At 71.1% G+C, this 12,125-nt stretch carries 12 protein-coding genes; 9 read left to right on the top strand and 3 right to left on the bottom strand.

What is annotated here, in order from left to right:
- Nucleotides 1-43: 43 nt before the first annotated feature.
- A complete protein-coding gene (gene amaB / locus AC1HIL_RS02035) occupies nucleotides 44-1,585 on the bottom strand; it encodes an L-piperidine-6-carboxylate dehydrogenase (protein ID WP_057597264.1) in 1,542 nt (513 codons plus the stop codon).
- A gap of 260 nt (nucleotides 1,586-1,845) precedes the next feature.
- Between amaB and AC1HIL_RS02040 the strand changes: the two genes are divergently transcribed.
- The gene (locus AC1HIL_RS02040; protein ID WP_057597265.1) at nucleotides 1,846-2,349 is read left to right on the top strand and encodes a hypothetical protein; all 504 of its coding nucleotides are present in this window, start codon (nucleotides 1,846-1,848) and stop codon (nucleotides 2,347-2,349) included.
- Here the strand turns inward: AC1HIL_RS02040 and AC1HIL_RS02045 are convergent.
- Entirely contained in the window at nucleotides 2,339-3,175 is an 837-nt protein-coding gene (locus AC1HIL_RS02045; RefSeq protein WP_479671035.1) for an IclR family transcriptional regulator, read from the bottom strand. The genes AC1HIL_RS02040 and AC1HIL_RS02045 overlap by 11 nt on opposite strands.
- A gap of 207 nt (nucleotides 3,176-3,382) precedes the next feature.
- Here AC1HIL_RS02045 and AC1HIL_RS02050 point away from each other — a divergent pair, with 207 nt between their 5' ends.
- The 7 genes from AC1HIL_RS02050 (at nucleotide 3,383) to AC1HIL_RS02080 (ending at nucleotide 10,119) form a co-directional block, all read left to right on the top strand.
- Nucleotides 3,383-4,453 (top strand): ABC transporter ATP-binding protein, encoded by a 1,071-nt coding sequence (locus AC1HIL_RS02050; protein ID WP_479671036.1) that lies wholly within the window; start codon nucleotides 3,383-3,385, stop codon nucleotides 4,451-4,453.
- Nucleotides 4,450-5,310, top strand: coding sequence for an ABC transporter permease (locus AC1HIL_RS02055; protein WP_261210079.1), 861 nt, complete (start codon nucleotides 4,450-4,452; stop codon nucleotides 5,308-5,310). Before AC1HIL_RS02050 ends, AC1HIL_RS02055 begins: the two co-directional genes overlap by 4 nt.
- Before the next feature lie 4 nt (nucleotides 5,311-5,314).
- Nucleotides 5,315-6,109, top strand: coding sequence for an ABC transporter permease (locus AC1HIL_RS02060; RefSeq protein ID WP_057597269.1), 795 nt, complete (start codon nucleotides 5,315-5,317; stop codon nucleotides 6,107-6,109).
- The gene (locus tag AC1HIL_RS02065; protein WP_261210082.1) at nucleotides 6,110-6,406 is read left to right on the top strand and encodes a (2Fe-2S)-binding protein; all 297 of its coding nucleotides are present in this window, start codon (nucleotides 6,110-6,112) and stop codon (nucleotides 6,404-6,406) included.
- A complete protein-coding gene (locus AC1HIL_RS02070) occupies nucleotides 6,403-7,812 on the top strand; it encodes an FAD/NAD(P)-dependent oxidoreductase (RefSeq protein ID WP_479671037.1) in 1,410 nt (469 codons plus the stop codon). Before AC1HIL_RS02065 ends, AC1HIL_RS02070 begins: the two co-directional genes overlap by 4 nt.
- A complete protein-coding gene (locus tag AC1HIL_RS02075) occupies nucleotides 7,809-8,990 on the top strand; it encodes an NAD(P)/FAD-dependent oxidoreductase (RefSeq protein ID WP_422098280.1) in 1,182 nt (393 codons plus the stop codon). Before AC1HIL_RS02070 ends, AC1HIL_RS02075 begins: the two co-directional genes overlap by 4 nt.
- Before the next feature lie 64 nt (nucleotides 8,991-9,054).
- Nucleotides 9,055-10,119, top strand: coding sequence for an ABC transporter substrate-binding protein (locus AC1HIL_RS02080; protein ID WP_057597404.1), 1,065 nt, complete (start codon nucleotides 9,055-9,057; stop codon nucleotides 10,117-10,119).
- Between the two features lie 23 nt (nucleotides 10,120-10,142).
- Here AC1HIL_RS02080 and tet read toward each other — a convergent pair whose 3' ends face one another.
- Nucleotides 10,143-11,345, bottom strand: a complete 1,203-nt coding sequence (gene tet / locus AC1HIL_RS02085) for a Tet(A)/Tet(B)/Tet(C) family tetracycline efflux MFS transporter (protein ID WP_057597405.1) — start codon at nucleotides 11,343-11,345, stop codon at nucleotides 10,143-10,145.
- Between the two features lie 93 nt (nucleotides 11,346-11,438).
- Between tet and tetR the strand changes: the two genes are divergently transcribed.
- Nucleotides 11,439-12,125 (top strand): tetracycline resistance transcriptional repressor TetR, encoded by a 687-nt coding sequence (tetR, locus tag AC1HIL_RS02090; RefSeq protein ID WP_479671038.1) that lies wholly within the window; start codon nucleotides 11,439-11,441, stop codon nucleotides 12,123-12,125.

Below are 12,125 nucleotides of genomic sequence, written 5' to 3' on the forward strand. Positions count from 1 at the left end.
GGCGACGCTCATGCGCCGCCGCGGCCGGTATGCCGTCAGAAAATCAGTCGCCGATGTCGAAGGTCACGCCTTGCGCCAGGGGCAGTGCCGTCGAATAGTTGATGGTGTTCGTCGCGCGGCGCATGTAGGCCTTCCAGCTGTCGGAGCCGGCCTCGCGGCCGCCGCCGGTTTCCTTCTCGCCGCCGAAGGCACCGCCGATCTCGGCGCCGCTCGGGCCGATGTTGACGTTGGCGATGCCGCAGTCGGAACCGGCGCACGAGAGGAAGCGCTCGGCCTCGCGCATGTCGAGCGTGAAGATCGACGACGACAGGCCCGCGCCCACCGCGTTGTGCTGCTCGATCGCCTCGTCGAGCGAGGCATAGCGCAGCACGTAGAGGATCGGCGCGAAGGTCTCGCGCAGCACCGCGCCGGCATGCGCCTTCAGTTCGACCAGCGCCGGGCGCGCGTAGTAGGCCTCGGCACCGCCGATGCCCTCGACGCGGCCGCCGCCATGCACGATCGCGCCGGCATCGCGGCTCTCGTCGAGCGCCTTCTGCATGCCTTCGAAGGCCGCGCGGTCGATCAGCGGACCGACCAGCGTGCCGGCCTCGCGCGGATCGCCGACCTTCACGCCGCCATACACCTTGACGAGGCGCGGCACCAGCTTGTCGTACACGCTCTCGTGCACGAACAGCCGGCGCAGCGTGGTGCAGCGCTGGCCCGCCGTGCCCATGGCCGCGAAGGCGATCGCGCGCAGGGTGAGGTCGAGGTCGGCCGAAGGCGTGACGATGGCCGCGTTGTTGCCGCCGAGTTCGAGGATGGCGCGCGCGAAACGGGCCGCGAGCTTGGGACCGACCTGGCGGCCCATCGCGGTGGAGCCGGTGGCCGACAGCACCGCCACGCGGTGGTCGTCGACCAGCAGCTCGCCGATGTCGCGTTGGCCCAGCAACAGGCCGAGCAGGCCCTCGGGCGCGTCGGCACCGAAGCGCTCGATGGCGCGCGCGGCGATCGCATGGACCGCGAGCGCGGTCAGCGGCGTCTTCTCGGACGGCTTCCACACCACCGGGTCGCCGCACACCAGCGCCAGCGCCGCGTTCCACGACCACACCGCGACCGGGAAGTTGAAGGCCGAGATCACGCCGCACACGCCCAGTGGATGCCAGGTTTCCATCATCCGGTGCTCGGCGCGCTCGGTGGCCAGCGTGAGGCCGTAGAGCTGGCGCGAGAGCCCGACCGCGAAGTCGCAGATGTCGATCATTTCCTGCACCTCGCCGGCGCCCTCGGACGGGACCTTGCCGGCCTCGAGCGTGACCAGCCGGCCGAGGTCGCGCTTGGCCGCGCGCAGTTCCTCGCCGAGCAGCCGCACCAGTTCGCCGCGCCGCGGCGCCGGCACCGCGCGCCAGGCCTTGAAGGCCGCATGCGCGCGCGCGATGGTCTCGGTGGCCGCGGCCGGCGTGGTCTGCGCGACCTGCGCGATCACCTCGCCCGTGAGCGGCGAGCGCACCGTCAGCTCGCCGCCGACGTGGGACTCGCGCGGCACGCCCAGGCGCTGGAGCAGTTGTTCGACTTCGGAGGGCAGGGAGACGGAGGTGTGGACTTCGGACATGGGCGCGCTCCGCGGGGGAGTCGGGAAGAAAGAAGAAGGAAGGCGACCGGGGTCGGGGGAACCGCGCCAATATCTGCGAAGTGGGCGGGGTTGGCTAGTGAAAATATGGAAGGACTTGATGCGTTTGGGGAAGGAACTCGGCCGCCGGAGCTCGCCTGCGTATCACCCGCCACGCGCGTTCCTCGAAACGGCTCGCGCGCCTACGCACCGATTTGCGCCCGGCGCCGACGATGCGGCACCCTCACTTCGCCGCCCCTGCCATGAAGCTGATCCACACCCTCTATGCCGCGGTCCATGCGCTGATGGCGCTCGCCTTCGCCATCGCGTCGCTGGTTCTGATCGTGATCGCGGCGCGCGCCGGCTGGGGCGCGGTCGTGCACGACCTCGACCTGCCGGCGGCCGAGGCGATCATCGAGGCGGTGGGCCTGCTCGCGGCGGCTGTCGTGGCGCTGCAGATCTCCCAGACCGTGGTCGAAGAGGAGGTGGTGCGCGACGCCCACATCGGCGCGCCGACCCGGGTGCGTCGCTTCCTCTCGCGCTTCATGGTGGTGATCGTGGTGGCCGTCGCGGTCGAAGGGCTGGTCGCGACCTTCAAGGCGCGCGAGGCGCCGGAGCTGATGCTGCACGCGGCCGCCATGCTGGGCGCGGTCGGGCTGATGATGGCCGGCTGGGGCCTCTTCATCCGGCTCAACCGCTACGCCGAGGAACTGGAGCCCGAGGCGATGCAGGAAGCGAAGAACGAGGACCGCAAGCTCAAGCAGTGATCCTCTGCCCCGCCGGCGACCCCGCCAGGCTCTGCGCCGGCCGGCGCAGCGAGGCATCGAAGGGATTGATCCTCGGCCCGATCGCCACCGCCTCGCGCTGCAGCAGGTCGACCACGGTCGGCAGCCGGTCGGCATTGAGGCGGTCGGCGATGGTGCCCACGCTCAGCGCGGCCACGGCGCGGCCCTCGCGGTCGAGGATGGGCACGGCCACGCCGGCCATGCCCTCGAGCAGGCCGGTGTTGCGGCCCGCGAAGCCGCTCTGGCGCACGCGCTCGATCTCGGTGCGCAGGTAGACCTCGTCGTAGACGCCGTACTCGCGCACGCGCGAGAGGTTGAAGCGGATCACCTCCTCGCGCTCGCCCTCGGGCAGGAAGGCCAGGATCGCGAGCGCGCCCTGCCCCACGCCGAGCGCGATGCGCCCGCCGATGTCGCCGGTGAACGAGCGGATCGGGAACGGGCCCTCGCTGCGGTCGAGGCACACGGCGTCGAAGCCGCTGCGCACCAGCAGGAAGATGCTGTCGCCCAGGCTCGCGCACAGGCGCAGCAGCGCGGGCCGGCACAGGGTGCGCAGGTCGCCGGGATTGCCGGCGTTGGCCGCGAGCGCGAAGAACTCGATGCTCAGCCGGTACAGCTTGCTGCGCTCGTCCTGCTCGACCACGCCCTCGGCCATCAGCGACTGCAGCAGGCGGTGCGTGGTGGCCTGCGTGAGGCCGACGGCGCGCGCGATCTGGGTGACGCGGCCGCCCTCGGCCTGCACCACGCCGAGCGCCCGGATCACCGAAAAGATGCGCGGCACGCCGCCGCTGGCCGCGGTTGTGGTTTCCATGTCCCGTTTCCTTGGAATATGTCGATCTTGCTCGAGCCATCATATTCCATTTAACGGAATAAATTGAATAAATATTCTGATTAATGGAATACCCGTGGCGATCTGGCGCGATCGTTGCAATAGAGTGAACCGAAAGCACTCACGCATCCATGGCCCCGGCGCCTGCGCGCCGGCCATGGATTCCGACCCCCGACGAAAGGCGTTTCCATGTCATTCCTGCGGCTCAGCGACGTGTCCAAGTCCTATGGCGCCACCCGCGCGGTGACGGCCATGAACCTCACCGTCGAGAAGGGCGAGTTCGTCTCGCTTCTCGGCCCCTCGGGCTGCGGCAAGACCACCACGCTGCAGATGATCGCGGGCTTCGAGGCCGTGACCAGCGGCCGCATCGAGCTCGCGGGCCAGGACATCACGCATGCCAAGGCCAACACGCGCGGCCTGGGCATCGTGTTCCAGAGCTATGCGCTGTTTCCGCACATGACGGTGGCCGACAACGTGAGCTTCGGCCTCGAGATGCGCAAGATGCCCAAGGCCGAGCGCCGCGAGCGCGTGCAGCAGGCGCTGGCGCTGGTGCACCTCGAGGCCCATGCCGCGCGCTATCCGCGCGAGCTCTCGGGCGGCCAGCGGCAGCGCGTGGCGCTGGCGCGCGCGCTGGTGATCGAGCCGCCGGTGCTCTTGCTCGACGAGCCGCTGTCGAATCTCGACGCCAAGCTGCGCGAGGAGATGCAGTTCGAGCTGCGCCAGATCCAGCGCAAGGTCGGTACCACCACGGTGATGGTCACGCACGATCAGAGCGAGGCGATGTCGATCAGCGACCGCGTGGTGGTGATGGAAGGCGGCCGCGCGACGCAGATCGATCATCCGCATCGCGTGTACGAGCATCCGGGCACGCGCTTCATCTCGACCTTCGTGGGCAAGGCCAACCTGCTGCCGGGCCGGGTCACGGCCTGCGGCACCGGCAGCTGCAACGTGGCGGTCGGGCCGCTCGCGGTCGAGGTGGACGAAGGTGGCTACGACAGCGGCGCCGCCGTGCTGATGAGCGTGCGCCCCGAGAAGCTGCAGCTGGTGCCCGCGGGCAGCGGCCGGCTCGACGGCACGGTACAGGAGCGCTTCTTCCTCGGCAGCCAGTGGCTCTACCGCCTTGCCACGCCGGCCGGCGAGCTGATGGTGCTGAGCCCCAACGACGGCCGCGCCGCGCTGGCCGAGGGCGACGCGGCCGGCATCGACTGGCCCGCGCACTGCACGCGGCTGCTGCGCGACGACGAGGCGGTGGCGGCATGAGCGGCATCGCTCGCAAGGCCACGCCCTGGTGGCTCTCGGGCCCCGCGCTGGCGCTGTTCATCGCGCTGCTCGTGGTGCCGCTGCTGCTCACGGCCGTGCTGTCCTTCAACGTCTACGACCCGGCCAGCGGCCCGCGCGCCGGCGAGTTCACGCTCGCGCACTACGCGCAGGTGTTCGGCGACGACTACTACCACGGCATCTTCTGGCGCACCTTCTGGATCTCGGCGCTGGTCACGCTGATCTGCGTGCTGATCGGCGCGCCCGAGGCCTATGTGCTGAGCCGCATGCGCAACCCCTGGCGCTCGGTGCTGCTGCTCGTGGTGCTGGCGCCGCTTTTGGTGTCGGTGGTGGTGCGCGCCTTCGGCTGGAGCATGCTGCTGGGCCCCGAGGGCGCGGTCAACGCGCTGCTGCAACTCGTGGGCATCGGCCCGGTGAAGATCCTCTACACCAGCGCGGCCGTGGTGATCGCGCTGGTGCACGTGATGCTGCCGTTCATGGTGATCCCGGTCTGGACCTCGCTGCAGAAGCTCGATCCCGGCGTGGAGAACGCGGCCCTCTCGCTCAATGCCACGCCCTTCACCACGCTGCGCCGCATCGTGCTGCCGCAGGTGATGCCCGGCATCCTCTCGGGCAGCCTGATCGTGTTCGGCCTCGCGGCGAGCTCGTTCGCGATTCCCGGCCTGCTCGGCGGACGCCGGCTCAAGATGGTCGCGACCGTGGTCTACGACGAGTACCTGAGCGAGCTCAACTGGCCGCTGGGCGCGGCCGTGGCGCTCACGCTGCTGGTGGCCAACCTCGTGGTGATGCTCAGCTACAACCGCCTGGTCGAAGGCCGCTACAAGAAAGCGCTGGGGTGATCGCATGAGCAGGAACGGCCCCGTCGCCCTCGCGTTCAACGCGCTCGTCATCGCCTTCATGCTGGCCCCGCTGCTGGTGGTCTGCATCGTCGCGTTCACGCCCGAGAACACGCTGACCATTCCGACCACGCACTTCTCGCTGCGCTGGTTCGAGGCGGTGTTCGCGCACCCCGACTTCATGCAGTCGTTCTGGAACAGCCTGTGGCTCGCGCTGAGCGCGGCCACCATCGCGACGCTGCTCGCGGTACCGGCCGGCATGGCGATCACGCGCTACGACTTTCCGGGCCGCGACTTCCTCAACGGCCTGTTCCTGTCGCCGCTGATCATTCCGCACCTGGTGCTCGGCGTCGCGCTGCTGCGGCTGTTCGCGCTGGTGGGCGGCACCGGCAGCTTCGGCTGGCTGGTGATGGCGCATGCGCTGATCGTCACGCCCTACACGCTGCGGCTGGTGGTGGCGGCACTGGTGGGCTTCGACCGCAGCGCCGAGCAGGCCGCGCTCTCGCTGGGCGCGAGCCAGGCCACAGTGTTCCGCCGCATCACGCTGCCGATGATCCTGCCGGGCGTCACCGGCGGCTGGATGCTGGCCTTCATCAACAGCTTCGACGAAGTGACGATGTCGATCTTCGTCACCTCGCCGAGCACGGTGACGCTGCCGGTGCGCATGTACATGTACGCCACCGAGTCGATCGACCCATTGATGGCCGCGGTGTCGGCGCTGATGGTGGCCGTGACGGCCGTCGCGATGGTGGTGCTCGACCGGCTCTACGGACTGGACCGCGTGCTGGTGGGGCGCAAGTAGATGGCGACCCATGCATTGCTGCATCGCGTGGCCGAGACCGGCCGCGCCACGGTGTCCTTCACGCTCGACGGCGCGCCCGCCTCGGCGCTGGCCGGCGACACGGTGCTGACCGCCGTGCTCACGCAGGCCGCCCAGCTGCGCCGCAACGAATTCAGCGACGCGCCGCGCGCAGGCTTCTGCATGATGGGCGCCTGCCAGGACTGCTGGATCGCGACCGCCGAGGGCGAGCGGCTGCGCGCCTGCTCCACCTTCATCGCGCCGGGCATGGCGCTGCTCACCGGGCGGGGCGAGGCATGACGACGACGGCACTTCCTCCCGTGATCGTCGGCGCCGGGCCGGCCGGCGTGCGCGCCGCGCAGGCACTGGTCGCGCATGGCCTGCGGCCGATCGTGATCGACGAGGCCGCGCGCGCCGGCGGGCAGATCTACCGCCGCCCGCCCGCCAACTTCGTCGAACGCGCGGCGGCCACGCTCTACGGCTTCGAGGCCGCGCGCGCGAAGGCGGTGCACGCGACCTTCGACGGGCTGCGCGATCGCATCGACTACCTGCCCGACAGCCTGGTGTGGAACGCGCAGGGCGGCGTGCTCGACGTGCTGCACGGCCCGACGCGCAGCACCGCGCGCGTGCCGCACGGCCCGCTGATCGTGGCCACCGGCGCCACCGACCGCGTGCTGCCGCTGCCGGGCTGGACCCTGCCCGGCGTCTACACGCTCGGCGGCGCGCAGGTGGCGCTCAAGTTCCAGGGCTGTGCCATCGGGCAGCGCGTGGTGTTCATGGGCACGGGGCCGCTGCTCTATCTGGTGGCCTACCAGTATGCGAAGGCCGGCGCGCGGGTCGCGGCCGTGCTCGACACCGCGCGCCTCGCGGACCAGCTCGCGGCCACGCCCGCGATGCTGCGGCAGCCCGCGGTGTTCGCGAAGGGCGTCTACTTCGTCGCCTGGCTGCGCGCGCATGGCGTGCCGCTGCATGGCGGCGTGCGGCCGCTGCGCGTGCTCGGCGACGATGCCTCGAGCCGCGTCACCGGCGTCGCCTGGCACGACGGCCGCGAGGAGCGCCGCATCGACTGCGATGCCGTCGGCTTCGGCTATGCGCTGCGTTCCGAGACCCAGCTGGCCGACCTGCTGGGCTGCCGCTTCGAATTCGCGCCGATGCATCGCGCCCATCTTCCCGTGCGCGACGCGGCGGGCCGCTCGAGCGTGGCGGGCGTGTACCTCGCGGGCGATGGCGCCGGCATCATGGGCGCCGACGCGGCCGAGTGGGCCGGCGAGCGCGCGGCGCTCGCGCTGCTCGCGGACCAGGGCGTGGCCGTCGATGGCGCGCGCGCCGCGCTGCTCGAGCGCAAGCTCGACCAGCTGACGGGCTTTCGCCGCGGACTCGAACGCGCGTTTCCGCTGCCGCGGGACTGGGCCGCCAACGCACCCGACGAGCTCGTCGTCTGCCGCTGCGAGAACGTCACGGCCGGCACGCTGCGCCAGACCGTCGCGGTCAACGGCGCCGACGAACTCAACCGCCTCAAGGCGCTGTCGCGCGTGGGCATGGGCCGCTGCCAGGGCCGCATGTGCGGCGTGGCCGCGGCCGAGATCCTCGCGCATGCAACCGGCCAGCCGCTCGCGCAGGTGGGCAGGCTGCGCGGTCAGGCGCCGGTCAAGCCGATACCGATCCGGCTCGTCACGCAGGCCCCCGCCGAGGGAGCGCGCGCATGAGCACCACCCGTACCCTGCGCTGCGACGTGGCGATCGTAGGCGGCGGCATCGTGGGTTCGTCGGCCGCGCTCGCGCTGCGGCGCATGGGCCTGGAGGTGGTGCTGCTCGAGCGCGACCTCTGCGGCTCGCGCTCCAGCGGCGTCAACTACGGCGGCGTGCGGCGCCAGGGCCGGCCCTTGAGCCAGCTGCCGCTGGCGCAGCGCGCGCACCGCATCTGGGGCCGTCTCGGCGAGCTGATCGGCACCGAGGGCGAGTACCAGCGCTCGGGCCATTTCAAGATCGGCCGCAGCGAGGACGACATGGCCGCGCTCGAACGCTACCGCGCGAGCGTGCGCGACGCCGGCTTCGACCTCGGGCTCGAGCTGGTGACGGGCACGCGGCTGCGCGAGCGCTGCCCCTGGCTCGGCGCGCGCGCGCTCGGCGGCTCGCTGTGCATCGAGGACGGGCAGGCCAATCCGCGGCTGGTGTCGCCGGCCTTCGCGCTCGCGGCACGCCAGGCGGGTGCGCAAGTGCTCGAGCGCCACCGCGTCGACGAGGTCGCGCACGACGGCACGCTGTTCCGGCTGCGCGCCACCCATGCCGAGGGCACGCTCGAGGTGCGCTCGCCGGTGCTGCTGAACTGCGCGGGCGCCTGGTCGGGCCCGATCGCCACCCACTTCGGCGAGGCCGTGCCGCTGCAGTCGGGCCATCCCGCGATGGCCGTGACCGAGCCCCTGCCCTTCTTCATGGACTGGAGCCTCGGCGTCGAGGGCGGCGGCATCTACTGCCGCCAGGTCGCGCGCGGCAACCTCGTGCTCGGCGGCGGTGCCGGCATCGGGCTCGATGCCGAGCGCGCGCGTTCCGAGCGCGACGCGATCGCCACGCTGTCGACGCAGGCGATCGAGCTCTTGCCGCGGCTCGCGCATGCGCACTTCATCCGCACCTGGAGCGGCACCGAGGGCTACCTGCCCGACCGGCAGCCGGTGCTGGGGCCGAGCCGCACCACGCCCGGCCTGTTCCACGGCTTCGGCTTCGCGGGCGCGGGCTTCCAGATCGGCCCGGCCGCAGGGGAGGTGCTGGCCGAACTGGCGCGCGATGGCCGCAGCACCACGCCGATCGAGGCCTTCGCGATCGAGCGCTTCCTTCCCGACACGCGGGCCGAGCGGCCCGCCGAAGCCGCCGCATCGGCCTCGCACTGAACACGACCAGAGCAACCCACCGCAACCGCAGATCCACCCTCGACACCGAACGGAGAGTCCCACCATGGCACGACGCGAACGCACTTCCTTTTTCCTCACCTTCGCCGCCACCGCGGCGGCCGCCCTCGCGGGCTTCGGCGGCGCGGCCCACGCGCAGACGAAGACGCTCTACATCGGCATGAACGGCGGCACGATGGAGAAGGCGTACACGCAGTACGTCTTCCCGGCCTTCGAGAAGCTCTACGGCGCGAAGGTGGTGGTGGTTCCCGGCACCTCCTCCGACATCCTCGCCAAGGCGCAGGCCAACAAGGACCGGCCGCAGATGCACGTGATGTTCCTCGACGACGGCATCATGGTGCGCGCCATCGGCATGGGCCTGTGCCAGAAGCAGAAGCCCAATCCCTCGCTGGCCGAGATCTACCCGGCCGCGCGCTTCAAGGACGACATGGCCAGCGGCGTGAGCCTGGGCATGACCGGCCTGGCCTACAACGCGAAGATGTTCAAGGAGAAGGGCTGGGCCGCGCCCACCTCGTGGATGGACCTGGCCGATCCGAAGTTCAAGGGCAAGGTGGTGTTCCAGTCGATGTCGTCCTCGTCCTTCGGGCTGCACGGCTTCCTGATGTTCAACCGCATCCAGGGCGGCAACGACAGGAACGTGGAACCCGGCTTCAAGGCCTGGCCCACCACCATCGGCCCCAACGTGCTCGAGTACATCCCGAGCTCGGCCAAGCTCTCGGAGATGGTGCAGACCGGCGAGGCCGCGATCTTCCCGCTCACGCCGACGGCCGTGGCCGCGCTCAAGGTCAAGGGCATCCCGGTGGAATACGCGCCGCCCAAGGAGGGCGCGGTGGTGCTGATGGTGGGCCAGTGCGTGATCGCCAACAACAGCGAGCCCGAGCTGTCGCAGAAGCTCGCCGAGTTCCTGCTGAGCCCGCTGGCGCAGGCCAACGTGCTGCAGTACGGCGCGCAGATCCCGACCAACCCCAAGGCACCGGCCGTGGGCGAGGGCGCGACGCAGGTGGCCGAGATCAACCAGTGGATGAAGAGCGCCATCACCATCGACTGGGAGAGCATCAACGCCAACCGGCCGGCCTGGAACGCGCGCTGGAACAAGACGATCGAGAAGTGACCGGCGCTTTTCGGTGAAGCGGCTCAGCGCGTGCGGCGCAGCAGCACCGGCAGGCACAGCAGGTAGAGCGAGGCACCCGCGAGCCACACGATGCCCGGAAAGCGCGCGCGGAACGCGAAGTACAGCGGGCTGATCAAGAGCGGCCCGAACACCGCGGCCAGGCTGGTGATGCTCGCGAGCACGCCCTGCAGCCGACCCTGCTGCGCCTCGCCCACGCGCGCCGACAGCGTGGCCTGCAGCGCGGGCGCGCAGACGCCGCCCATGCACAGCAGCGGCAGCAGCGCGATGGCCATCCAGCCCTGGGAGGCGAAGGCGATCAGCGCATAGCCGGTGCCGTCGGCGATGGTGCCGACGGCGATCGCCGCGCGCTCGCCCCAGCGCTCGACCAGCGGGCCGGCCGCGAAGCCCTGCACCAGCGCATGGAGCAGGCCGAAGACCGCGAGCGAGAAGCCGACCATGGTGCCGTTCCAGGCATAGCGGTCCTGGCCGTAGAGCACCCAGGTGGTGCCCGCGACCTCGCCCACCAGCACCAGCAGCAGGAACACGCCGAGCAGCGGCAGCAGCGCCGGAAAGCTCGTGGCCCAGCGCAGCGGCGCGAGCGGATGCAGCACGCCGCGGTCGAAGGGCTGCGCGGCGAGCGCCGGCGGCCGCGATTCGCGCAGCACCAGCAGGCCGACCAGGAAGGTCAGGCCGTTGAGCGCGGCCGCCGCGAGGAAGGGCAGGCGCACGCCGTGGTCGCCGAGCACGCCGCCGAGCGCCGGCCCGGCGATGAAGCCCAGCCCGAAGCAGGCGCCCATGCGGCCGAACCAGCGCGCGCGCTGGTGCTCGGGCGTGAGGTCGGCGATGGCGGCCGAGGCCACGGCCATGCTCGCGCCGGTCATGCCGGCGATCGCGCGGCCCACGAACAGCAGCCACAGCGAGGGTGCGAAGGCCATGAACAGCGCGTCGATCGCCGCGCCCAGCACCGAGACCAGCAGCACCGGCCGGCGGCCGAAGCGGTCGCTGAGCGCGCCGAGCACGGGCGCGCAGAGGAACTGCATCAGCGCGTAGAGCGAGAGGAAGGCGCCGAAGTGCCAGCCGAGCTCGCCGCCGTGGCCGACCTCGCGCAGCAGGCTCGGCACGATCGGCATGACCAGGCTGATGCCGATGGCATCGAGCGTGACGATCGCCAGGATCACCGCCTGCGCATGGCGGCCTCCGGCGAATGGGATGGAAGTGGAGGACATGTTGGAATTTATCGTTGATAAGGAATTATCAGCGATAAATTTTGGACTGTGAAGTACCCTCCCGGATCGACACCCGGCAAGCACGACATCTGAATGAAACTGGACCGCGACGTGATCCTCCAGGCGGCGCTCGCGCTGCTCGACGAGGTAGGCATGGACAAGCTCAGCACCCGGCTGCTGGCCGAGCGGCTCGGCGTGCAGCAGCCCGCCCTCTACTGGCACTTCAAGAACAAGCGCGCGCTGCTCGACGCGATGAACGGCGAGATCCTGCGCCGCAGCCATCACCGCAAGCTGCCGCTGCCCGACGAGACCTGGGAGGGTTTCCTGCGCGAGAACGCGCGCAGCTTCCGGCGCGCGCTGCTGGCGCGGCGCGACGGCGCGCGCCTGCATGCGGGCTCCGAGCCCGACCCGGGCGACCTCGACATGGTCGAGGCCCAGCTCGCGGCCGTGGTGCGCCTGGGCGTGCCGCCCGCGCAGGCGATGACCCTGCTGATCGCGCTGGGCCGCTACACCGTGGGCTGCGTGCTCGAGCAGCAGGCGACGCCGGCCGACGCGGCGATGCAGCAGCAGACGCTCGATGCCGCCGCGGCCTCGCGGCCGTTGCTGGCGGAGGCTTTCGCGACCTACCGCGCGGCCGGGCCCGATGCGCTGTTCGAGATCGGTGTGGACCTGATGCTCGAAGGCGCGAAGGTGCGGCTGGCGGCCCAGGCCCCGCAGGCGAGGCGCCGCGCGGCCGCCGAGGGCGCGCCGCCGCGGCGCGGCCCGGCGCCGCGGCGCTGA

It is taken from the genome of Variovorax sp. ISS6, from assembly GCF_056523145.1.

Coding starts and splice junctions, on each gene's coding strand:
- amaB (WP_057597264.1), bottom strand. CDS start 1,585: ATGTCCGAAGTCCACACCTCCGTCTCCCTGCCCTCCGAAGTCGAACAA.
- AC1HIL_RS02040 (WP_057597265.1), top strand. CDS start 1,846: ATGAAGCTGATCCACACCCTCTATGCCGCGGTCCATGCGCTGATGGCG.
- AC1HIL_RS02045 (WP_479671035.1), bottom strand. CDS start 3,175: ATGGAAACCACAACCGCGGCCAGCGGCGGCGTGCCGCGCATCTTTTCG.
- AC1HIL_RS02050 (WP_479671036.1), top strand. CDS start 3,383: ATGTCATTCCTGCGGCTCAGCGACGTGTCCAAGTCCTATGGCGCCACC.
- AC1HIL_RS02055 (WP_261210079.1), top strand. CDS start 4,450: ATGAGCGGCATCGCTCGCAAGGCCACGCCCTGGTGGCTCTCGGGCCCC.
- AC1HIL_RS02060 (WP_057597269.1), top strand. CDS start 5,315: ATGAGCAGGAACGGCCCCGTCGCCCTCGCGTTCAACGCGCTCGTCATC.
- AC1HIL_RS02065 (WP_261210082.1), top strand. CDS start 6,110: ATGGCGACCCATGCATTGCTGCATCGCGTGGCCGAGACCGGCCGCGCC.
- AC1HIL_RS02070 (WP_479671037.1), top strand. CDS start 6,403: ATGACGACGACGGCACTTCCTCCCGTGATCGTCGGCGCCGGGCCGGCC.
- AC1HIL_RS02075 (WP_422098280.1), top strand. CDS start 7,809: ATGAGCACCACCCGTACCCTGCGCTGCGACGTGGCGATCGTAGGCGGC.
- AC1HIL_RS02080 (WP_057597404.1), top strand. CDS start 9,055: ATGGCACGACGCGAACGCACTTCCTTTTTCCTCACCTTCGCCGCCACC.
- tet (WP_057597405.1), bottom strand. CDS start 11,345: ATGTCCTCCACTTCCATCCCATTCGCCGGAGGCCGCCATGCGCAGGCG.
- tetR (WP_479671038.1), top strand. CDS start 11,439: ATGAAACTGGACCGCGACGTGATCCTCCAGGCGGCGCTCGCGCTGCTC.